Annotated in this window: 21 protein-coding genes; 12 read left to right on the forward strand and 9 right to left on the reverse strand. The window is 63.5% G+C overall.

The genetic code is table 11. The features are described from left to right. Positions 1–148: 148 nt before the first annotated feature. From AAFX91_RS17795 to AAFX91_RS17810, 4 genes are all read right to left on the reverse strand, one after another. Positions 149–793: a hypothetical protein gene (locus AAFX91_RS17795; RefSeq protein ID WP_394567287.1), complete on the reverse strand. Its 645-nt coding sequence runs from the start codon at positions 791–793 to the stop codon at positions 149–151. Between the two features lie 103 nt (positions 794–896). After that, positions 897–1,418, reverse strand: coding sequence for a xanthine phosphoribosyltransferase (gene gpt, locus AAFX91_RS17800; RefSeq protein WP_130581810.1), 522 nt, complete (start codon positions 1,416–1,418; stop codon positions 897–899). Positions 1,419–1,441: 23 nt separating this feature from the next. Further along, positions 1,442–1,717: a hypothetical protein gene (locus tag AAFX91_RS17805; protein ID WP_394567288.1), complete on the reverse strand. Its 276-nt coding sequence runs from the start codon at positions 1,715–1,717 to the stop codon at positions 1,442–1,444. Between the two features lie 33 nt (positions 1,718–1,750). Then, the gene (locus AAFX91_RS17810) at positions 1,751–2,488 is read right to left on the reverse strand and encodes a competence/damage-inducible protein A (RefSeq protein ID WP_394567289.1); all 738 of its coding nucleotides are present in this window, start codon (positions 2,486–2,488) and stop codon (positions 1,751–1,753) included. Between the two features lie 228 nt (positions 2,489–2,716). Here AAFX91_RS17810 and AAFX91_RS17815 point away from each other — a divergent pair, with 228 nt between their 5' ends. From AAFX91_RS17815 to AAFX91_RS17860, 10 genes are all read left to right on the forward strand, one after another. Continuing rightward, a complete protein-coding gene (locus AAFX91_RS17815) occupies positions 2,717–4,138 on the forward strand; it encodes a circularly permuted type 2 ATP-grasp protein (protein ID WP_130581807.1) in 1,422 nt (473 codons plus the stop codon). Between the two features lie 16 nt (positions 4,139–4,154). Further along, positions 4,155–5,099 carry an alpha-E domain-containing protein gene (locus AAFX91_RS17820; RefSeq protein ID WP_282527226.1) on the forward strand — a complete coding sequence of 315 codons (945 nt, stop codon included), beginning with the start codon at positions 4,155–4,157 and terminating at the stop codon, positions 5,097–5,099. Positions 5,100–5,247: 148 nt separating this feature from the next. Then, positions 5,248–6,087, forward strand: coding sequence for a transglutaminase domain-containing protein (locus AAFX91_RS17825; RefSeq protein ID WP_394567290.1), 840 nt, complete (start codon positions 5,248–5,250; stop codon positions 6,085–6,087). A gap of 498 nt (positions 6,088–6,585) precedes the next feature. Further along, entirely contained in the window at positions 6,586–8,907 is a 2,322-nt protein-coding gene (locus AAFX91_RS17830) for a TonB-dependent siderophore receptor (RefSeq protein WP_394567291.1), read from the forward strand. Between the two features lie 4 nt (positions 8,908–8,911). Then, the gene (locus AAFX91_RS17835) at positions 8,912–10,075 is read left to right on the forward strand and encodes a PepSY-associated TM helix domain-containing protein (protein ID WP_394567292.1); all 1,164 of its coding nucleotides are present in this window, start codon (positions 8,912–8,914) and stop codon (positions 10,073–10,075) included. A gap of 174 nt (positions 10,076–10,249) precedes the next feature. Further along, a complete protein-coding gene (locus tag AAFX91_RS17840; RefSeq protein WP_394567293.1) occupies positions 10,250–11,464 on the forward strand; it encodes an acyl-CoA dehydrogenase family protein in 1,215 nt (404 codons plus the stop codon). A gap of 73 nt (positions 11,465–11,537) precedes the next feature. Further along, positions 11,538–12,386, forward strand: coding sequence for an alpha/beta fold hydrolase (locus tag AAFX91_RS17845; protein WP_394567294.1), 849 nt, complete (start codon positions 11,538–11,540; stop codon positions 12,384–12,386). Between the two features lie 270 nt (positions 12,387–12,656). Continuing rightward, on the forward strand, positions 12,657–13,418 hold the full coding sequence (locus tag AAFX91_RS17850; RefSeq protein WP_130581799.1) for a proteasome-type protease: 762 nt from the start codon (positions 12,657–12,659) through the stop codon (positions 13,416–13,418). A gap of 11 nt (positions 13,419–13,429) precedes the next feature. After that, complete coding sequence (locus AAFX91_RS17855; RefSeq protein WP_394567295.1) at positions 13,430–14,188, forward strand: SDR family oxidoreductase; 759 nt, start codon at positions 13,430–13,432, stop codon at positions 14,186–14,188. 218 nt (positions 14,189–14,406) lie between these two features. After that, positions 14,407–15,672, forward strand: a complete 1,266-nt coding sequence (locus AAFX91_RS17860; protein WP_394567296.1) for a NupC/NupG family nucleoside CNT transporter — start codon at positions 14,407–14,409, stop codon at positions 15,670–15,672. A gap of 113 nt (positions 15,673–15,785) precedes the next feature. On the opposite strand, the gene AAFX91_RS17865 is transcribed toward AAFX91_RS17860, so the two are convergent. Together AAFX91_RS17865 and AAFX91_RS17870 are read right to left on the reverse strand one after the other, a co-directional pair. Continuing rightward, entirely contained in the window at positions 15,786–16,319 is a 534-nt protein-coding gene (locus AAFX91_RS17865; RefSeq protein ID WP_394567297.1) for a cupin domain-containing protein, read from the reverse strand. Positions 16,320–16,422: 103 nt separating this feature from the next. After that, positions 16,423–16,713: an usg protein gene (locus tag AAFX91_RS17870; protein ID WP_130581726.1), complete on the reverse strand. Its 291-nt coding sequence runs from the start codon at positions 16,711–16,713 to the stop codon at positions 16,423–16,425. Between the two features lie 387 nt (positions 16,714–17,100). Between AAFX91_RS17870 and AAFX91_RS17875 the strand changes: the two genes are divergently transcribed. Both AAFX91_RS17875 and groL read left to right on the forward strand, forming a co-directional pair. After that, entirely contained in the window at positions 17,101–17,415 is a 315-nt protein-coding gene (locus AAFX91_RS17875) for a co-chaperone GroES (RefSeq protein WP_130581725.1), read from the forward strand. A 41-nt stretch (positions 17,416–17,456) separates the two neighbouring features. Continuing rightward, complete coding sequence (gene groL / locus AAFX91_RS17880; RefSeq protein ID WP_130581724.1) at positions 17,457–19,097, forward strand: chaperonin GroEL; 1,641 nt, start codon at positions 17,457–17,459, stop codon at positions 19,095–19,097. A gap of 217 nt (positions 19,098–19,314) precedes the next feature. Here the strand turns inward: groL and AAFX91_RS17885 are convergent, their stop codons facing one another. From AAFX91_RS17885 to AAFX91_RS17895, 3 genes are read right to left on the reverse strand one after another with little or no spacing between them, the layout of a single operon-like run. Next, positions 19,315–20,079: a transporter substrate-binding domain-containing protein gene (locus AAFX91_RS17885; protein WP_349644908.1), complete on the reverse strand. Its 765-nt coding sequence runs from the start codon at positions 20,077–20,079 to the stop codon at positions 19,315–19,317. Between the two features lie 8 nt (positions 20,080–20,087). Continuing rightward, on the reverse strand, positions 20,088–20,471 hold the full coding sequence (locus AAFX91_RS17890) for a cytochrome c (protein WP_245476612.1): 384 nt from the start codon (positions 20,469–20,471) through the stop codon (positions 20,088–20,090). 24 nt (positions 20,472–20,495) lie between these two features. Next, complete coding sequence (locus tag AAFX91_RS17895) at positions 20,496–22,220, reverse strand: PQQ-dependent dehydrogenase, methanol/ethanol family (RefSeq protein ID WP_130581722.1); 1,725 nt, start codon at positions 22,218–22,220, stop codon at positions 20,496–20,498. Positions 22,221–22,370 lie beyond the last annotated feature (150 nt).

Below are 22,370 nucleotides of genomic sequence, written 5' to 3' on the forward strand. Positions count from 1 at the left end.
AGGTTGCGGGGCTGCTGCGCAGCAGCCCCGCAACCTGGCCGTAACCCATCAACCCGCCCTGCCGCCTCAAGCGGCGGCCTCCTGTCCCTGATTATCGTGTCTCACGATAAGGGTGCACTTCAGTAGATGCGGACGCGGCTGTCCCGGGTTACGCGTTCCGCTCCACCCGGGCTACGGGTTGTGTCGCGCTTGGATGCAGCACGGGCTGATAACCGGCGGCGAGCGCGCGAACCGTTGATGGCGGCGTCAGCAGCAGCGCGGTATCCGCGTCGATGTCGCCGCGCGCGTAGCCCTCAAACGACCAGCGTAGCGGCTCGCCGCTCACAACCAGATAGCTCTCCTCACCCGCCCGCACCATCGCGCCGTCGGGCAGCTTCGCGAGTGGCATCGGCAGCGGATGCAGTCGCTTCCGGCCGCGATCGAGGCGCTCGCGATGCAGCACGCCGTCGATCTCGAACGCGTGGATATTTTTCCCGCCATTGCCCTGCTCCCACGCGGCGCGAAAGCGGTTGGCATCGTCGCGGCGGCAGAAGAAGCATGGGCGGTGACCGGCGGCGAACGCGGTGGCTTCATCCAGAAAGAACAATTCGGTCCAGCTTCGCCCGCCCATCACCTTGCGGCGCCGGCCGCGGAATTCGCACACGCATGTCAGCCACGCCGGGCTTGACCAGCGCTTTTTCAGGAGTGTCCCGGTGGCGGGATCATGGATGATGCCGCGGTTGCCGGTGAACAACCCGCGGTGGGGCGTGGTGACGATGTCGCCCGTTGGGGTGACGCGGTTCTGCAGGGGCATTGGAGCGCTCACGATACCGCAATCATTTCTGGTGGCGAATGGCGAGTAGCGAATGGCGAATAGTCCCCCTATTCGCCATTCCCCATTCGCTATTCACCTTCCATCACGCCGCGCCGTCGCGAATCGGGGGTTGGAACGAAAGCGCGGTGTCCCAGGGGAAGAAGATCCAGGTGTCCTGCGACACTTCGGTGATGAAGGTGTCCACCAGCGGCCGTCCCTTCGGCTTGGCGTAGACGGTGGCGAAATGGGCATCGGGCATCATCTCGCGCACCATCTTGCCGGTCTTGCCGGTGTCGACGAGATCGTCGACGATCAGGAGCCCCTTGCCCGTGCCATTGCCGAGCTTGGCGGTTGTTTCCGAAATGCCCTTCAGAACCTGAAGGTCGCCCTGCTTGGTGTGGTCGTAGCTTGCGATGCAGACAGTGTCGATCACGCGCACGCCGAGTTCGCGCGCCACGATCGCCGCCGGAACCAGGCCGCCGCGGGTGATCGCGATCACCGCCTTGAACGGCCCGACCTCATTGAGCCGCCAGGTCAGTGCCCGGCAGTCCCGGTGGAACTGGTCCCAGGACACCGGGAAGGCCTTGCCTGCCCGTTCCTGCGCGCTCAGTGCGTCCCCTGTCATCGGGTCCTCCTATGTCTTCGGATCTAGGCGCGATTGTCGATCGCGGTATTACGTCTCCTGGCGACCAACAACACGATCAAATCGAATGCTGCCACGATCAGCCAAGTGAGCATGAGAGGGACGGTCAAGAAATGCAGAGCAACGCTTACCAGAAACAATCCAGCTGCCTTGCTGCCGCATCCCTCCCATTTTAAATCAATCACGATGCAGCCGCCGAACCAAGCGTGGATCGCAAAACCGGCTACAACAAGTGAAGGCAGGAGGAGAACGACAAGGAAAATCCTGCGAACCCATGTCATCGCCTTGCACCGCTCGATCGCCGGATCGGCCGACTACCTGACCACGTTGAGTCCTGCCAGCATCTCCTTCACTGCGCCCATTGCGGCGGCGAGCTTGTCCGGGTCGCGGGAGCGGACGACCAGATTGGTGTTCGGCCGCTGCTCTTCGTCCATGAACGGATAGCTGCCGATGATGGTGTCGGGATGGGCGATGGCGATCTCCCTTAAGGGCCCGCCGATGTCGCCTTCCCGCGCGTTGGCGCGGACCGAATCAGAAAGCATCCGCACGCCCGATTTCAGCCTCGGCGCGACGATATCCATCATCGCCTGCATGATGGTCGGTATGCCCGCCATCACGACGACATTGCCGAGCTTGAAGCCGGGCGCGAGGATGGTCGCGCTCTGGATCAGTTCGGCGCCATCAGGGATGCGTGCCATGCGCAGCCGCGCCTCGTTCAGGTCCTGGTCGCTCCAGCGCTCGCGGAAGCGCGCCACCACCTCCGGATGGTGATCGATCCCGACGCCGAACGCCCTTGCGACGCTGTCGGCGGTGATGTCGTCATGAGTCGGGCCGATGCCGCCGGTGGTGAAGACATAGCTATAGCGATGGCGCAGCGCATTCAGGGCTGCGACAATATCGTCCTCGTCGTCGGCGACGACGCGCACTTCCTTCAGGTCGATGCCGATATTGGTCAGGTATTCGGCGATGAAGCCGATATTCTTGTCCTTGGTCCGGCCGGACAGGATCTCGTCGCCGATCACCAGAAGGCCAGCCGTGACGATCTCGCTCATGGTCTCTTTCCTCACCCTTTTCCGCCCCCGGGCCCCGCCGACGCAGCGCCTTGAAGTCGCGGGTCTTTGCTGCCGAAATAAGCAGGTGGCAGCCGGTTTTTCGAGCAGCCCCTTGAGACACCCATACCAAATGTCGCCAGCCAATGCATATCCCGCTGGCCCGCCCCTTGCTACCATCCCGTCAAGTCATGCACTGTGGCGTATGGCTTCGGAGGACGTTCGGGATTTATGGCAGTTGCATTCGATGAGATGAACGGCCAGGGCGGCGCCGAAATCCGCCAGGCCTACCAGGAGCTCTCCCGCTGGTTGTCGGAGACGCCGCCGGATGCGCTGGAATATCGCCGCCAGGAGGCGGAGCTCCTGTTCCGCCGGATCGGCATCACCTTTGCGGTCTATGGCGATGCCGAAGCCCAGGAGCGGCTGATCCCCTTCGACGTGATCCCCCGCATCCTGTCGGCCAAGGAATGGACGCTCCTGGAAAAGGGGCTGAAGCAGCGCGTGCTCGCCCTCAACATGTTCCTGCGCGACATCTATCACGGCCGCGACATCCTGCGCGCCAATATCATCCCGGAAGACATGATCTTCCAGAATCCGGTGTTCCGCCCGGAGATGAACGGCCAGGACGTGCCGCACGATGTGTATGTGCATATCGCCGGCATCGACATCATCCGGACCGATCCGGAAAACTTCATCGTATTGGAGGACAACGCGCGCACGCCCTCGGGCGTGTCCTACATGCTGGAAAACCGCGAGATCATGATGCGGCTGTTTCCGGACCTGTTCGCCCGTCACCGTGTCGCGCCGGTGGAGCGCTATCCGGACGAGCTGTTGGCGGCGCTGCGCTCGGTCGCGCCGCGTGGTGCCGCGGCCGAGCCGACGGTGGCGCTGATGACGCCCGGCATCTACAACTCAGCCTATTACGAACATTCTTTCCTCGCCGACAAGCTCGGCATCGAACTCGTCGAAGGGCGCGACCTCATCGTCAAGAACGATGAAGTCTTCATGCGCACGACCGAGGGGCTGAAACGCGTCGACGTGATCTACCGCCGCGTCGATGACGATTTCCTCGACCCCCTCACCTTCCGCCCGGACTCCGCGCTCGGCGTGCCCGGGCTGATGTCGGCCTATGCCGCCGGCAATATCACGCTCGCCAATGCGGTCGGGACCGGGATCGCCGACGACAAGGCGATCTATTCCTACATGCCCGACATCGTGAAATTCTATCTCTCCGAAGAGCCGATCCTGAAGAACGTGCAGACCTGGCGCTGCCGCGAGCCGCAGGATCTTGCCTATGTGCTCGACCATCTCGACGACCTCGTCGTGAAGGAAGTGCACGGCTCCGGCGGCTACGGCATGCTGATCGGGCCGGCCGCGACGAAAGCAACCATCGAGGCGTTCCGCGACAAGCTCAAGCGCGAGCCCGAAGGCTTCATCGCCCAGCCGACATTGGCGCTGTCGACCTGCCCGACCTGCACCGAAAAAGGGCTGGCGCCGCGCCATGTCGATCTGCGCCCGTTCGTGCTGACCGGCAGCGAGCGCGTCACCATCGTGCCGGGCGGGCTGACGCGGGTGGCGCTGAAGGAAGGCTCGCTCGTGGTCAATTCCAGCCAGGGCGGCGGCACCAAGGACACCTGGATATTGGACGAGTAGAGGGTTTAGCTTTCGCATGCTGTCGCGCACCGCCGAAAACCTGTACTGGCTCGCCCGCTATGTCGAGCGCGCGGAATATCTCGCGCGCACCATCGACGCCACCTTGCGCGTCACGGCGCTGCCGGCCGCCTATATCGGCAAGACCAACGAATGGGATTCGGCGCTGATGACCGCCGGCGTCGGCCAGAGTTTTTACAACCACTACCAGGAAGCCAACGAGGCGAACGTCGTCGAATATCTGTCGTTCGCATCAGACAATCCTTCCTCGATCAAGAACTGCATCGAGGCGGCCCGGCTCAATGCGCGCTCGGTGCGGACAGCGCTGACCAGCGAGATGTGGGACACCATCAATGCCGCCTGGATCGAGCTGCAGGCGGTCTGGTCCAAGGGCACCGGAAGTCGAGAGGATCTGGCAAAGTTCCTGCGCTTCGTGCAGGAGACTTCACTGCGTTTCGACGGCTCGGCCTATCGGACCATGCTGCGCAATGACGCCTATTGGTTCTCGCGGCTGGGCGTGCATCTGGAGCGCGCCGACAACACCGCGCGCATTCTCGACGTGAAATATCATGTGCTGCTGCCCGAGGAAGAGCATATCGGCGGCCCGCTCGACTATTACCAGTGGACCTCGATCCTGCGCTCGGTGTCGGCGCTGACGGCCTATCACTGGGTCTATCGCGAGACGCTCAAGCCCTGGCTGATCGCCGACCTGTTGATCCTCAACGACACGCTGCCGCGGTCGCTGGCGAGCTGCTACGGCAACCTGGTGCGCAACCTCGACCAGATCGGCGTCGCCTATGGCCGCCAGGGTGCCGCCCAGCGCCATGCCCGCGGCATCCGCAACAGGCTTGAGCACAGCCATATGGACGATATCTTCCAGCACGGCGTGCATGAATTCATCCAGGAGTTCATTGCAGACAATTCACGCCTGGGTGAGATCATAACGAGGCAATATCTGATTTAATGGGCTAAGATGCCCGCAGCCACACGCCCGCCCGTCCTGGCCGGGCTTGTCCCGGCCATCCACGTCTTGCTATGCCGGCCAAGTGATGAGGACGTGGATGCCCGGGACAAGCCCGGGCATGACGATCCCAACCTGATGTTGGTACGCCATGCGCCTGCGAATTGCCCACACCACGACCTATCGCTACGAGCCCCAGGCTTCCGGCGTGATCCAGATCCTCCGGATGACGCCGACGAGCCATGACGGGCAGTATGTCGCGGACTGGCAGATCGACGTCTCGACCGACAGCAGGCTCGACACGCATGAGGATGCGTTCGGCAATGTCACGCATGTGCTGACCCACGGCCCGCTCGCCGACCTCACCATCCATTGCGAGGGGCAGATCGAGACCCACGACACCGGCGGCGTGCTGCGCGGCACCGACGAGCGCTTTCCGCCAAGCCTGTTCCTGCGCTCGACCGCGCTGACCGAGGTCAATCCGGCGATGGCCGCCCTCACCCGCGAGTGGCGCTCGGAGGCCGATGGCGATGTGCTCGGGTTCCTGCATGCGCTGATGATGCAAATCTACGAGGGCTTGGCGTTCGACGAGGACCCGACCAACAGCGGCACCACGGCGGCGGAAGCGTTCGCGCTGAAGCGCGGCGTGTGCCAGGACTACGCGCATATCTTCATCACCTGCGCGCGCTCCGGCGGCGTGCCGGCCCGCTTCGTCTCCGGCCACTTCTTCCGTTCCGACGGCACGGTCAACCAGGCCGCCGGCCATGCCTGGGCGGAAGCCTATGTGCCTGGTCTCGGCTGGATTGGCTTCGATGCCGCCAACGGCATCTGCACCACCGATGCCCACGCCCGCGTCGCCGTCGGCCTCGATTATCTCGGCGCCGCCCCGGTGCGCGGCACCCGTTATGGTGGCGGCACCGAGACGCTCACCGTTGCAGTCAAGGTCGAGCAGGCCGGCCGTCCCGGCCAATGGCAATCGCAATCGCAGTGAGAGACACAGGCAGGGCCTCATCGATTCGCGCATCGTTGAACTACTCTCGCGCGACCAAGATTTCCCGCGATGGCTACCAACTATTCCCAACCAGATAGTTGAAATGGGCATAGCGATACCTGCAAGGCAGCAAAGTGTTGCGGTCAATTTGCAACAGTTTGCGGCATTTCAGCGCGATTGTATCTCGTCTGATGTTCTCGCGTGCGAGTCCGTGTGTGCCAGATTCAAAAGCATCGCCGATCAGTTAGCCGATATATTCGAAGCCTTCTAAGAATCGTCCCGCATCCGGTTTCGAAAGATTCAAAAACGCGACAACTCGACGCGGACAGTGTCGACACCTAAGACGCGTGCGGGTGCGAACGTCGCGTGAGGTCAAGGATCAACTCCGCCAGCGCAGCGATCGCCGGATGGGGCACTGACATGCATTGGACTGCACACGACCTCGCACGTCGTGTTATTTTGTTTTCGCAATTTAACGTATTCAATGGTTCTGCAAGCATGCTGGCGCTCGGCGCCCTGCTGCTCTCGGGTTCGCCCGTGGAGGCGCAGAACGCCGGCCAATCCGGAGCGTCTCCATTGCCGCCCGTGACGGTCGATGCGCCGACGCGCCCGCAGCGCGCGGCACCGCAACGCAGGGCGACCGCTTCGCGGAGTGGAGCGAGCCAGCGCCGCGACCGGCAAGCCGCCAATCCTTCGGCGCAATCGCAGTCAAGGCCTGCGACGGTCTCAACCGCGGAGCGCGTCAACGCCGGCACCAACGGCTTCGTCGCAAGCCGCGCCTCCGGCGCCACCAAGACGGATGCGCCGATCATGTCGACGCCGGGCTCGGTCGCCGTCATCACCCGCAGCGAGATGGATGTTCGCCAGGCGCAGAGCATCCGCGACCTCCTGCGCTACGCGCCCGGCATCTATTTCAGCAACGATACCGACTTCCGCTTCCAGCCGGTCAAGGCGCGTGGCTTCGACGTCGAGCAATATCTGGACGGCCTGCGCCTGCAGGGCGGACCGTTCGGCACGCCGCGCGTCGACCCCTATCTGCTCGAGCGCGCCGAGCTCATCACCGGCCCGGCGTCGATCCTTTACGGCGCGGCTTCGCCCGGCGGCATCCTCAACCTCGTCAGCAAGCGCCCGACTGAAAATCCATTCGGCGAGGTCCAGCTGCAAACCGGCACATTCGACCGCATCCAGGGCGCGTTCGACGTCGGCGGCCCCGTGGACAAGGACAAGACCCTGCTCTATCGCGTCACCGGCATCGGCCTTGGCGCCAACACCCAGGTCGACAATATCGGCGAGGAGAAATACGCGATCGCGCCGGCCTGGACCTGGCGGCCGGATATCGACACCACCATCACCTTCCTCACGAGCTACCGGCAGGACCCGAAGGGCGGCGCCTTTGCGCTGCTGCCGATCCAGGGCACGCTGGTGCCGGGCACCTATGGGCAAATTCCCCGGAACTTCTTCGCCGGCGACTTCAACTATGAGAGCCTGAAATACAAGCAGGCGACCATCGGCTACGAGTTCGAGCACCGCTTCGACGACATCTTCACGGTGCGCCAGAACGTGCGCTACCTGCATAACGAGGTCAATTACATCGAGGTGCAGCCCGGTGCGTTCACGACGACGGGCGCCGGCCCCACCCTTCGCCTGGCCGACGGCCGCACCATCGCGCGGAGCTATTTCTCGACCAACGAAAACCTCAACACCTTCGCGGCAGACAACCAGCTTCAGGCCAAGTTCAACATGGGCCCGTTGCAGCACACCGTGCTCGCCGGCTTCGACTATCAGCGCTTCGACTTCAACAATCTGGCGCGCTACGCCCCCACCAACACGCTGAACATCCTGACGCCGAACTACACCCAGAACATCGCGGTCCCGACGTCGGCGTTCCAGAACATGGACCAGCACCTTGAGCAGCGCGGCGTCTATGTGCAGGATGAAGCGAAGCTCGGGAAGCTGACCGTGCTCGGCGGCATCCGCTACGACTGGGCCGAAGGCAATACGCTCAATCTCGGCACGCGCGTCCTCAACAATGACGAGAAGTCGAGTGGCCGTATCGGCGCGATCTATAATTTTGACGTAGGCGTCGCGCCCTATGTCAGCTATTCGACCTCGTTCCAGCCGACCAGCGTCGGCTTGCTGTCCAACGGCCAACCCTATAAGCCGACTATCGGCGAACAGGTCGAGGCTGGCGTCAAGTACCAGCCGGTGGGCTACAACCTGATATTCACCGCCGCAGTCTACGACCTGAAGCAGCAGAACGTGGTGAGCGCGATTGCCGGCCCTGGCATCCCGCCCAACTCCAACGCCCAGGTCGGCGAGGTCACCTCGCGCGGCTTCGAGGGATCGGTGGTCGGAAGCCCCCTGCCCGGCCTGAGCCTGCGCGGGCAATACTCCTACCTCGACAACCGGATCGCCGCGCCACTGGACGTCAATTACGGCAAGGTGCTCGCTAACACGCCGATGCACACGGCCTCGCTCTGGGCCAACTACGTGGTGCAGAATGGTCCGGCGGTCGGCTTCGGCTTCGGCGGCGGTGTCCGCTACATGAGCGAGATGTACACGACCAACGCCAACAATCTGACCGTGCCAACCATCGTCGCAAACAGCCCCGCGCTGGCCAACATCATTCCCGCCAGCACGACCTTTGACGCGGCGCTGTCCTATGATTTCGGAATGCGGTTCAATGAGCTGAAGGGGTTGAGCGCGGCGCTGAACGTCAACAACGTGTTTGACCGCAGCTACGTCTCGGTCTGCACGGCGGGCGGCTGTCGCTGGGCGGTCGGCCGCACGGTGTTGGCAACAATGACCTACCGATGGTGATGGGATGACCGCGCAGTCCGTGAAATGGTGGTCGCTGGTCCATAAATGGACCAGCCTTGTCTGCACGCTGTTCATGCTGATGCTGTGCATCACGGGTCTGCCGCTGATCTTTCACGATGAGATCGACGACCTTTTTAAGCCGGAGATCGCCGCGCGCGAACTTCCACCCGATACCCCGGAAGCCTCGCTGAGCAGGCTGATTGACGCGGCAAAGGCGCGCCATCCGGAACGCTACGTCCAAATCCTGAACTGGGACGACGACCACGCCAATGTCGTCAACGTCTTCCTGTCGCAGACGCCGGTGCCACCGCCGGGACAGCGCTTCTTGAAGCTGTCCTTCGATTCGCGGACCGCCGAGATCCTCGGGGAAGACGCGCAGCAAGGCGGGCTGATGCGGACCATCCGCATCTTCCACCGCGACATGCTGATGGGACTGCCGGGCGAGTTGTTCCTCGGCGTCATGGGCCTGTTGTTCGTGACCGCCGTCGTCTCCGGCGTCATGCTCTACGCGCCCTTCATGCGCCGGCTCGATTTTGGCGAGGTGCGACGCGCCCGCGCGCGGCGGATCAAATGGCTCGACCTGCACAATCTGATCGGCGCGGTGACGCTGGTGTGGGCGTTCGCCGTCGGCCTCACCGGCGTCATCAACACGATATCGCTGCCGCTGTTCAACGCCTGGCGTGCGCAGGTGATGCCGGAATTGATCGCGCCGTATCTCGGCAAGCCGCCGCTGCTGAAATTCGCTTCCATCGATGACGTCGTTGCCACCGCGCGCCAGGCGCTCGGCGACAACACGCCCGTCAGCCTGGTGCTGCCGACCGAAGCGCCGTTCGGCACGCCGCGCCACTTCATCGTCTGGACCAAGGGATCGACGCCGATCACTTCACGCCTGTTCACGCCGGTGCTGGTCGATGCCGAGACCGCGCAACTCGTCACCGCGAAGGGATTGCCGTGGTACTTGCGGACACTGCAGGTGTCGCGCCCGCTGCATTTCGGCGATTACGGCGGCCTGCCGCTCAAGATCATCTGGGCACTGCTCGATTTCGCGACCATCGTCGTGCTCGCAAGTGGCATCTATCTCTGGCTCGGCAAGCGCAGGCCGGCTGGCGCGGCAAGGCAAGCCCCGTCCCCGCCGGCCGCAGCGGCGGCATCGCTGGCGGGTTCGTGAATCGTCTCCGGCGGAGCGTCGACCGCGCTGATCGAGATCGCCGCACGCCCCACTCGCGGAAACGTTAGCGCCGCGTTACAGCCGTAATCCAGAGCGACCTCGCTGAAACCATGCAGTAGCGCCGCGTCTCCATTCTCTCGTGCGACACCTTTACCGCAAGAGAGGTCGAGACAAATGCTCCATCAAGACCAATTTCGTGACCTTCGTACCCTGACGGCGCCGGACAGCAACAAGACCGTGCTGGCCGGCATCCGGAACCTGACTCCCGAGATCACGGCTCGCGCCGCCGAGATCGAAGCCGCACGCTGCGTCCCGCCCGACCTGATCGAGCGGCTGAAATCGATCGGGATCTTTCGGTTGTTCGTGCCGAGAGGCTATGGCGGAATGGAACTTGCCCTGCCGGAAGGCTTGGAGGTCATCAGGGCTCTGGCCCGGCTTGACGGTTCGATCGGGTGGATCGCGATGGTGGCTGGCGGGGGCAGTCTTTTCGCGACCTGGGGAGCACGTGAAACCTACGAGCGCATCTATCGGAACGGACCGGACGTACCCATCTGCGGATCCGCGCAGCCGGCTGGAACGGCCGAGCCTAGGGCGGGCGGCTTCCGGGTGAGCGGCCGATGGCCATTCGCGAGCGGCTGCAAGCACGCAGAGTGGATGGCTGGGTTCTGCATCATGACCGACGAAAACGGCAAACCGGTCGCCGGTCCGCACGGGCAGCCGGTCGTTCGCGGCTTTGCGTTGCCGGCGCAAAACTGGGAAATCGAGGATACCTGGCATGCGGCCGGTCTCAAGGGAACCGGCAGCCATCACCTTGTACTGCGCGATGCACTGGTTCCCGAGGCCAACTTCTTCGATGTCGAAGGCGGCACGCCCTGCGTGCCGGGCCCGCTCTATCCGGCGGTGCGGCAATTGGTGCCGATATTTCACGGTGCGGTCTCCGTCGGCATCGCCGAAGGCGCTGTCGACGAATTGGTGGCGTTGGCCCATACGGGACGGCAGCAGTTCCGGGCAACCACGCCGATGCGCGACTCTGAGATATTCCAGTTCGAACTTGGCCGCATTTCCGCTGACCTTAAGGCAGCGCAGGCCATTTGCGAGGCCGAGACCGCAAGCCTTTGGCACCACGCCTTGGCTGGAACGCTGAACGACGAAGGCCTTGCTGTCGAGAGCACGCAGGCCGCGACCTGGATCGCCGCCACCTGCGTTCGGATAGTCGACGCGTGTTTCGCGCTTGCCGGAAGCAGCGCGGTCTATGAGACTTCGCCGCTGCAGCGGCGCCTGCGCGACGCGCACGTCGCCGCGCAGCACGCCGCTGTGCAACAACGGCAGTATGTTGCTGGCGGCAAACTGCTCCTGGCACGCTCGGCGCAGGATGCCGGACAGACATGATGGTGATAGGCTACGCTAAACACATATTTGCCGTCACCATCTGGCTGAAGGGCCCCGGGAGCGCGCATCGATCATGAATCTGAATCGACGTCACTTCGTCATCGCCGCTCTCGCCAGTCTGGCGTCGCTCGACCGCGCCGCCGCAGTCGAGCGATGGCAGACCCTGCCGGCGACACCGGCACCAGTTGCCGGGCGCAGCGCGCAAGCGCAGGTGAACGGTATCAGCCTGTATTACGCCGAACTCGGCGAAGGAAGCCCGGTGGTCTTTCTCCATGGCGGGCTTTCCAACTCCGATTATTTCGGTTTGCAGGTGCCGGAGGTCGCGCGCAGGCATCGCGTCATTCTGGTCGACAGCCGCGGCCATGGCCGCAGCACGCGCAACGCGCAGCCGTTCGGATACGACCTGATGACGGACGATGTCGTCGCGCTGCTCGATCACCAGCAGATCCCGCGTGCGGCGATCGTCGGCTGGAGCGACGGCGCCATCATCGGATTGGATATCGCGATGCGCCATCCCGATCGGGTCAGTCGCGTGTTTGCGTTCGGCGCCAACACCCAGACGTCAGGCTTGAAGCCGGACGTCGACAAGGACCCGACCTTCGCGCAGTTCATCGCGCGCGCAAAGACCGAGTATGAGCGCCTCTCGCCGACGCCTGGGGAATTCGACCAGTTCCTGCACCAGATCGAGAAGATGTGGGAGACCCAGCCGAACTGGACCGACGAGCAGTTGCGCGCGATCCGCACCCCCGTGCTGATCGCGGACGGCCAGTATGACGAGGGCATCAAGCGCGAGCATACCGAATACATGGCCGCGACCATTCCCGGCGCCGGCCTGCTCATCCTTCCCAATGTCAGCCACTTCGCGTTCCTGCAGGATCCTGCGCTGTTCAACGCGGCGCTGCTCGATTTTCTGGAAGGCTAGCGCGACGTCCTCACCTCCCCTGGGGAGGTCGGATCGCATCGCCAGATGCGATCCGGGTGAGGGCTCTCTCCCCACGGAAAGTCCCATCGTGGAGACACCCTCACCCCCGGCCCTCCCGGAGCGAGCTTTGCTCGTCTCTCCCGCAAGCGGGAGAGGGAGAGCAGCTTCCATCGCGGAGGCAATGCCGTTCCCTGGGGAATTGGGGTTGGATCACATCCCGAAATTGGCTACTAGTTTGGCGCCGAGACGTTCGGACTTTCGGGGACGGAAATGACCTATTGCTGCGGAATCCTGGTGCGCGATGGCCTCGTCATGATCGCCGACACCCGCACCAATGCCGGTCTCGACAACGTCTCGACCTTCCGCAAATTGCACATCTTCTCCCAGCCCGGCGAACGGATCATGGCGATCGCCAGCGCCGGCAATCTCGCCATCAGCCAGTCGGTGCTGTCGACGCTGACGGAGGGCATGGAAGACCCTGAAACCGGAGAGGTCGAGACGCTCCTGAACGCGCCGACCATGTTCCAGGCCGCGCAGCGCATCGGCCGCGCCATCCGCGCAGTGCACGCGACCGAAGGCGAGGCGCTGAGGTCGGAAGACGTCTCTTTCGATGTCTCGTTCTTGTTCGGCGGCCAGATCAAGGGCTCGCGGATGCGGTTGTTCATGATCTACACTGCCGGTAACTTCATCGAATGCACCACCGACACGCCCTACCTGCAGATCGGCGAACACAAATACGGCAAGCCGGTGCTCGACCGCGCCATGCACTACGATGTCGAGCTCTATGAGGCGCTGAAGACCGGATTGATCTCGATGGATTCGACGATGCGCTCCAACCTCGGCGTCGGACTGCCGATCGACGTGCTGGTGGTGCGCAACGACGCCTGCGAGGCCGACCTCAATCACCGGATCGAGGCGGGCGAACCCTATTTCCACGATCTCCGCTCGCGCTGGTCGGCGGCGCTCCGCGCGGCGCATCGGAATATCCCGAGACCGCCGTACAAGACCGAAACTGAATCCAAGAAACAATAAGGAAGGAAACGATGGCCGAAGCAGAAAAGAGAATAGCTGTGGTTACCGGAGCCGGCACCGGCGTCGGACGCGCGGCATCGCTGGCGCTGATCAATGCCGGCTTCACCGTGGTGCTGGCCGGCCGTCGGCTGGACATGCTGCAGGAGACGCAGAAGCTCGGCGGCGATGCCAGCAAGAGCCTGTGCGTGCCGGCGGACATGACCGATCCCGCCTCGATCGCGGCCCTGTTCGCCAAGGTGACGGACACCTATGGCCGGCTCGACCTGCTCTTCAACAATGCAGGCATGGGCGCGCCGCCGGTGAACTTCGAGGATTTGCCGCTGGCGCAGTGGCAGGCGGTGCTGAACACCAACCTCACCGGCCCGTTCCTGTGCACCCAGCACGCCTTCCGCATCATGAAGGACCAGACCCCGCGCGGCGGGCGCATCATCAACAACGGCTCGATCTCCGCGCACGCGCCGCGGCCGTTCTCCGCCGCCTACACCGCGACCAAACACGCGATCACCGGCCTGACCAAGGCGTCCAATCTCGATGGCCGCATGTACGACATCGCGGTCGGCCAGGTCGACATCGGCAATGCCGCGACCCCAATGACCGACCGCATGGTCGACGGCGTGCTGCAGCCCGACGGCCGCAAGATGCCGGAGCCGCGGATGGACGCGAAGGCGGTCGGCGATGCCGTGGCCTACATGGCCAACCTGCCGCTCGACGCCAACGTGCTGTTCATGACGGTAATGGCAAGCAAGATGCCGTTTGTGGGGCGGGGTTAAGCGCCCCCGCTCTCACCGTCATTGCGAGCGAAGCGAAGCAATCCACCTCTCCACTCGCGGAGACAGTGGATTGCTTCGTCGCTTTGCTCCTCGCAATGACGGTGGCGGAAGCGGCGTCCACAGAAACAACATCCAGAACAAAGGAAGTTCACCGCACCCGAACGGAGCGGCATTGCACTTGCAGATCGTGCTGCCATAATCGTTCGGGAGATCTGTGAATGTTACAACTGCAATCGGCGTTCGGGGTGGTGGCGCTGCTCCTGATCGCCTGGGCGTTCAGCGAGAAGCACCGCGCGGTGTCGGTCCGGCAGGCGATCGTCGGACTAATCGTGACGCTGCTCACCGCGCTGGTGCTGATCAAGGTGCCGCTGGTGGCATCCGCTTTCGGCGCGATCAACGAGGCCGTCGGCGTCATCGCCGCTGCCTCGCGCGCCGGCACCTCCTTCGTGTTCGGCTATGTCGGCGGCGCGCCGCTGCCGTTCGACCTCAAGGCACCGGGCGCGGACTTCATCCTCGCCTTCCAGGCGCTGCCGATCGTGCTCGTCATGAGCGTACTGACCACGCTTCTGTTCTACTGGCGTGTGCTGCCGCCGATCGTGCGCGGCATGGCCTGGCTGTTGGAGCGGACGCTCGGCGTCGGCGGCGCGGTCGGGCTCTCCACCGCAGCCAACATCTTCCTCGGCATGGTGGAAGCACCGCTGTTCATCCGGCCCTATCTTGCACAGCTCACCCGCGCCGAATTGTTCCTGGTGATGACGGGCGGCATGGCCGGAATCGCCGGCACCGTGCTGGTGCTCTACGCCACCCTGCTGGCGCCGCTGATCCCGGATGCCGCGGCGCATTTCGTCATCGCCTCCGTGTTAGGGGCGCCGGCAGCGATCCTGGTCAGCCTGATCATGGTGCCGGAGACGTCCGATCAGCGCACCGGCGGATCGCTCGAACCCGGAACCTCCAGCGATCCCGAGATGCACGCGTCCTCGACGATGGATGCCATCGTCAAGGGCACCGCGGCCGGGCTTGAACTGTTGCTCAACATCGTCGCGATGCTGCTGGTGCTGGTGGCGCTGGTCTATCTCGTCAACGCGATGCTCGGGATCCTGCCGGAGATCGGCGGCGCGAAAATTTCGCTGCAGCGCCTGCTTGGCTACGTCATGGCGCCGGTGTGCTGGCTGATGGGCCTGCCGTGGTCGCAGGCCATCACCGCGGGAAGCCTGATGGGCACCAAGACCGTGCTGAACGAATTGATCGCCTATGTCGATCTGTCGAAGCTTCCCACCGGCGCGCTGGATCCGCGCTCGCGCCTGATCATGCTCTATGCGATGTGCGGCTTCGCCAATTTCGCAAGCCTCGGCATCATGATCGGCGGCCTCAACACGATGGCGCCGACGCGGCGCGAGGAGATCAATGCGCTCGGCCTGAAGTCGATCGTATCGGGCACGCTGACGACCTGCCTGATGGGCGCGATCGTGGGGATGTTGACCTGACCTGTCATTCCGGGGCGTCCGAAGGACGAACCCGGAATCCATTTCACCACTTGCGCTTGCGGCCCGATGGATTCCGGGTTCGCGCTGCGCGCGACCCGGAATGACAGCGGTGGTTAGGTCGTCAACTCCACCGTCTTGAACTCAGCCGGCAGGATGATCTCGAGCAGTTCGACATCGTCGGAATAATCGAGGATCATGTGCCTGATCTTCGGCGGCTGGGTCCAGGCGCTGCCTTGCTGCATCAACGTCTCGCCCGGCCCTTCCATGTAGGTCTTCACCCAACCCTTGAGCACATAGACCATCTGGAATTGGACGTCGTGGTAATGCAGCTTCGACACCTCTTCCGGATTGCACGGCCCGATCAGCCGGATCACATGCGCCTGCGCGAGCCCGTGCGAGGCGTCAGCAATTCCGAGATCGCGATATTGCGCATAAGCGCGTAGCCCATCGGCCTTGAAGTCTTCCTCGCGATGATGGCTGATCGCGATACGCTGCTTCGGCCGCGCCTTGTGCGCCGCCTTGGATACGCGGCCCTTGGACTTGATCGCCTTGCGGGCGGTGGATTTGGCGGCGGTCTTGTGGCCGATCCACTTCTTCCGGACCGCCGTCTTGGCTGCGGGTCTTGATGCCGCCTTCTGTTTGGCCATGGCGTGCCTCCCTATTGCAGGCGTCCGCGACGCGGACGCGTCGGAGGGAACGTTACCACCGTTCCGCCCGGCGGCAATCGGTCTTGGCGCCTTACTTGGCGTCTCAGTGCAACCGAAAGACGCCGTCGACGGCGCGCAGCTCAGCCGGCTTGATCAGCTTGGAATGCGCGACGGTCACCGAGTGCAGCGGCCCCTCGAGCTTCTCCTGCCAGAAGGCAAGGAAATCCTGCAGCGCCGGGAATTTCGGGAAGAGATCGTAATTCTGCCAGACGTAGGTCTGCAGCAGCGAAGGGTGGTCCGGCATCCGGTAGAGGATCTGTGCCGTCGTCAGCCCGTACCCCAGCATCTGCTTCCTGAATTCGTCGGAAACAACCCCACCAACCCGCGACACCATATGCCAACCTCCGCTTTCGAAGGAGCGCATTCACGGGATGGCTTTCCTGCCGGAGCCACCCCGGCGGAGATGCGCTCACATGAGAGAAATGTGACGCATGCGACCAACTCATCACAAGCCTAAATGTTTAACGGGCTGTTGAAAAATCGTGCGTTAGCAGCAACTTAGCGCACGTGCTAATACGGGTCTCGCCGCTCGCCCGGAGACCAGTTAATGATGATAAACGATACTGGCAGGCGGCAATTTCGAGTGCCAATTTTTCTGCTAGAAGCCCTTGCCCCCACGCAAAGTCTGGCCTATTTCCATCGCAGCTAGCTTGGCACTCGCCAAGGTAGACTGCTAACGCTCCAGAATTCTACAGCATCCAGAATAGCTTAGGAGGACTGCATGAGTTTCCGTCCGCTTCACGACCGCGTCGTGGTCAAGCGCATCGACGCCGAAGAGAAGACTGCAGGCGGCATCATCATCCCAGACACTGCCAAGGAAAAGCCCTCGCAGGGCGAAGTCGTCGCCGTCGGCCCAGGCGGCCGCGACGAGGCCGGCAAGCTGATCCCGATCGACCTCAAGGTTGGCGATCGCGTGCTGTTCGGCAAGTGGTCCGGCACCGAGGTCAAGATCGACGGCGTAGATCTGTTGATCATGAAGGAAAGCGACATCATGGGCGTCCTCGACGTCCCCGCTTCCAAGAAGAAGGCGGCCTAAGGCCCTCCCTCCCAGGATAAATCCCTCAAGGAAAAACACACATGGCAGCTAAAGAAGTCAAATTCTCCGTCGAGGCGCGCGACAAGATGCTGCGCGGCGTCGACATCCTCGCGAATGCGGTGAAGGTCACCCTCGGCCCGAAGGGCCGCAACGTCGTGCTCGACAAGTCGTTCGGCGCTCCCCGCATCACCAAGGACGGCGTCACCGTCGCCAAGGAGATCGAGCTCGAGGACAAGTTCGAGAACATGGGCGCGCAGATGGTGCGCGAAGTCGCCTCCAAGTCCGCTGATGCGGCCGGCGACGGCACCACCACCGCCACCGTGCTGGCGGCTGCAATCGTCAAGGAAGGCGCCAAGTCCGTCGCCGCCGGCATGAACCCGATGGACCTCAAGCGCGGCATCGACCTCGCGGTCGAGGCTGTGGTTGCGGACCTGCAGAAGAACTCCAAGAAGGTCACCTCCAACGACGAGATCGCCCAGGTCGGCACCATCTCCGCCAACGGCGACGCCGAGATCGGCAAGTTCCTCTCCGACGCCATGAAGAAGGTCGGCAACGAGGGCGTGATCACGGTCGAGGAAGCCAAGTCGCTGGAGACCGAGCTCGACGTCGTCGAGGGCATGCAGTTCGACCGCGGCTACATCTCGCCCTACTTCGTCACCAACGCCGACAAGATGCGCGTTGAGATGGACGACGCCTACATCCTCATCAACGAGAAGAAGCTCTCCTCGCTGAACGAGCTGCTGCCGCTGCTCGAGGCCGTGGTGCAGACCGGCAAGCCGCTCGTCATCGTCGCTGAAGACGTCGAAGGCGAAGCCCTCGCCACCCTGGTCGTCAACCGCCTCCGTGGCGGCCTGAAGGTTGCAGCCGTCAAGGCTCCGGGCTTCGGCGATCGCCGCAAGGCCATGCTGCAGGACATCGCGATCCTGACCGGCGGCCAGGCGATCTCGGAAGACCTCGGCATCAAGCTCGAGAACGTCACGCTGCAGATGCTCGGTCGCGCCAAGAAGGTGATGATCGACAAGGAGAACACCACGATCGTCAACGGCGCCGGCAAGAAGGCCGACATCGAGGCGCGCGTGGCGCAGATCAAGGCGCAGATCGAGGAGACCACCTCGGACTACGACCGTGAGAAGCTGCAGGAGCGTCTGGCCAAGCTCGCAGGCGGCGTCGCGGTGATCCGCGTCGGCGGCGCGACCGAGATCGAGGTGAAGGAGCGCAAGGATCGCGTTGATGACGCGATGCATGCGACCCGTGCAGCCGTCGAGGAAGGCATCGTTCCGGGCGGCGGCGTCGCCCTGCTCCGTGCTTCCGAGCAGCTCAAGGGCATCCGCACCAAGAACGACGACCAGAAGACCGGCGTCGAGATCGTGCGCAAGGCGCTGTCGGCGCCGGCCCGCCAGATCGCGATCAACGCGGGTGAAGACGGCTCCGTCATCGTCGGCAAGATCCTCGAGAACAAGACCTACGCTTACGGCTTCGACTCGCAGACCGGCGAATACGCCGATCTGGTCAAGAAGGGCATCATCGACCCGACCAAGGTCGTGCGCGCCGCGATCCAGAACGCAGCCTCCGTGGCGGCGCTGCTGATCACCACCGAGGCGATGGTCGCCGAAGTGCCGAAGAAGGGCGGCGCCGGCCCCGCAATGCCTCCGGGTGGCGGCATGGGCGGCATGGACTTCTAAGCAGTCCTCGCTTCCAGCGATCCACGACATGCAAAACCCCGGCAGCAATGCCGGGGTTTTTGTTTTTGCCGGTCTTGATCTTCCTCATAGGCCAACCGTACCATCCGGTGTCATTCCGGGGCGGCGCGCAGCGCCGAGCCCGGAATCCATTTCGCCGCTTGCGCAGAGCTCTCCGCTCGCGCCGGATCGCGAATACCGAGCGTTCTGCCGGCGCAACTCATTTTGGCGGCTGCAGCTCGACATCGTAGCGCGCGTAGATACGGGCGAGCGTGCCGTCGGCCAGCAATGCCTCCAGCACAGCGTCGATGCCCTGTCGCAGCTTTTCGTCTGGGCTGAGCATCCCGACAGCGACATTCCAGTTCAGGTCCGGCTCGTCCTCGAAGGCTGGGATGCGGCGGACGCGTGCATTGGGATGGTTGTGATTGAACCAGCCGATTGCGGCGGGCGTGACCGCCGCGGCATCGATCTCGCCGTTGGCCAGCGCGTCCATGATGTCGTCCTCGAACGCGAATGGCGAAGCCTTGATCCCTCGCTTGCCGAGCGTCATGGACGCGATCGAGCCGACCTGCACGCCGACCCGCTGCTCCGATCCCAACTCGGCCAGCGACGCCACGGTGGAGTTTGCTCCAACCGCCAGCGCGACGCCGCTGCGGTGATAGGGCCGCGACATGCGCAGTCCCACCTCTGCCAGCACCGCGCGGTCGGCGATCGCATCGAGGATGACGTCGCAATCGGCGCGGCGGTACTGGAAGCTGTTGATCACCCAGTGCTGTTCCAGCGAGACTTCGAGCCGCTTCGCCAGCTCCTTCGCGATTTCGACCTGGAACCCCGGAACGTCACCATGCCTGCTGGCGAACGGCAGCGCGTTGGGGTGCGCACAGAGCGTAAGCGCGCCTCGCTGCCGGATCGCGTCGAGCGAACGCGCCGTGGCATCGGTGGCGCCGCACAAGACCAGCAGGCTTGCGAGAACAACAAATCGCATCGCCGGCATCACTCCTCGAGCGCGCGGATATACGCCACGATCGCCATGATCTGGCTCTCCGAAAAGGCGCCACCGAAGGCCGGCATGGCGCCGGGCTTGCCCTTCCTGATCCGCTCCGCGAGAAAATCGTCGTCGCGTTTCGTGCCGGCGAGCTTCGGTCCCTTGCCGGCGGCGCGGCCACCGTTCTGGTGGCAGAAGCCGCATGAGGTTGCGAACATTGTGCCACCCTCGATGTCGCTCTCCTTGGCCGACTGATCTTGGTTGGGAGCCTGGCTTTGCTGCGCGCGGACGCCCAACGGCCACGAGGACTGCAACAACAGCGCAATGCCAGTGGCGAGAAAAATTGATTTCGACATTCGCATCAGGATTGCAGCGGTGGGACGCAACAGCATCCCACCGCCTCCCCGTTATGATTGTTACTTCAGCGAAAAGACGACGAGCGCGCCGGCATCCTTCGGCATGCTCTTGTAGGGTTCGCCGAACAGCGCCGGAAATTCATCGGCCACCATACCGCCCCATCCGGCCGGCACTGCGATGTACTGCTTGCCGCCGGCGGTGTAGCTGATGATGCCGCCATTGTGGCCGACGCCATTATAGTGCGACCACAATTCCGACCCGGTCTCGGCATTGTAGGCGTGCAGCACGCCGCGCGAGTCGGGCACGAACACCAGATTGCCACCGGTGGCGAGCACGCTGGCGAGCGGCGGCTCGCTGAAGGTGACCTCCCATTTCTTGTCGCCGGTGACGGGGTCGCGGGCACTGAGGTGTCCGCGCGCCGGCCCGTCCGGCGGCGGGACCAGCTTGAAGTTGGCGCCGATGTTGAGCTGCGCCATCGGCTCGGTGATTGGCGTGGTCTTCACCACGTCCACGTCCATGCACCATTCCTGTCCGAGCTTGTACCAGAGGCCAGTCTTCGGGTTGTAGGAGCCCGCGTTCCAACTGATGCCGCCGGCGATCGCCGGGCAGAGCGGCGAGCTCGTCTGGCCGAGCGACAGATCGCGCCGACCGATCAGTTCGCCGGTCTTCGGGTCGATATCCTTCACGAAGTTGATGTTCTTGGCGAGCCGCCAGACGTTCTGCAGCTTCCCGTTAGTGCGATCGTAGACGAAGACGAAGCCGCCCTTGTTCGGATGCACGACGAGCTTGCGGCCGTCACGGTCGATCATCAGGAATTCACCGACCGCCGAGTCGAAGTCCCACGCGTCATGCGGCAGCTCCTGGTGATAGAACTTCAGCTTTCCGGTATCGGGGTCGAGTGCGATGACCGAGGTGGTGTAGAGGTTGGTGCCCGGCCGCGGCCCGCTCTTTTGCCAATCCGCGCCGGACCAGTCGTAGAGCGGCGCGGGATTCGCCGTGCCCCACCAGATGGTGTTGGTCTCCGGATCGTAGCCGCCCGGCATCCAGGCGCCACCTCCGCCGGTGCGCCAGGATTCATTGCCCCAGGTCGCCTTGGCGTCCTCGGTGCCGGCCACGGTGAAGAATTCCCATTTCTTCTGGCCGGTCTTGATATCGACGCCGAACAGTGGCCCGCGCGAGGTCCATTCGCCGCCCTGGCTGCCGATGATGACGGTGTCCTTCACCACCAGCGGCGCGCCCGTGAAGCCGACGGTGAGCTTCTTGGAATCGACCAGCTTCGTGTCCCACGCCGGCTTGCCGGTTTTCATGTCGAGCGCAATGAGACGTCCGTCGACGGTGCCGACGAAGACCTTGCCATCGCCGAGCGCGACGCCGCGGTTATACGGCGAGTGCGTTTGCATCGCTACCAGTTGTTCGTCGAGCTCGGGGAAATACGACCAGATGAGCTTGCCGGTCGCGCCATCGAGCGCGTAGACGCGACTGTAGGAGCCCGAGTAGTACAGCACGCCGTCAGCCGCGAGCGGCATCGATTGCAACCCGCGCGTCGAGCGCCCGGGCATATGGATCCAAGCGACCTGAAGATTCTTGACGTTATCAGCGTTGATCTGATCAAGCGCGCTGTAGTGATACGACTTGTAGCCGCCGTGGTAGGTCAGCCAATCGTTTGGCGTTTGCTCGGCTGCCTGTAGGCGCGCCGGATCGATCGCCAATGCGGGTGGCGCAACAGCCACGGCGGCCAGCGCGAGTGCCGCACCGCAAGTAAGGTACTTGATACCGATTGCCATTGGATTCCTCCCCTTTGATTTTTCATTTTCATGTCAACGGAATTGCATCCCGCCTGCTGCTCGCAGCGGTCTTGTCCTCCCTCTCGTGATTGCCGATTTGTCGTCGCGGCGCGTGCATAGCTCTCCCTCTTGGCGGAGAATGTCGAAGCG

Source organism: Bradyrhizobium sp. 31Argb, from assembly GCF_043638955.1.
In the GTDB taxonomy this organism is placed as follows: domain Bacteria; phylum Pseudomonadota; class Alphaproteobacteria; order Rhizobiales; family Xanthobacteraceae; genus Bradyrhizobium.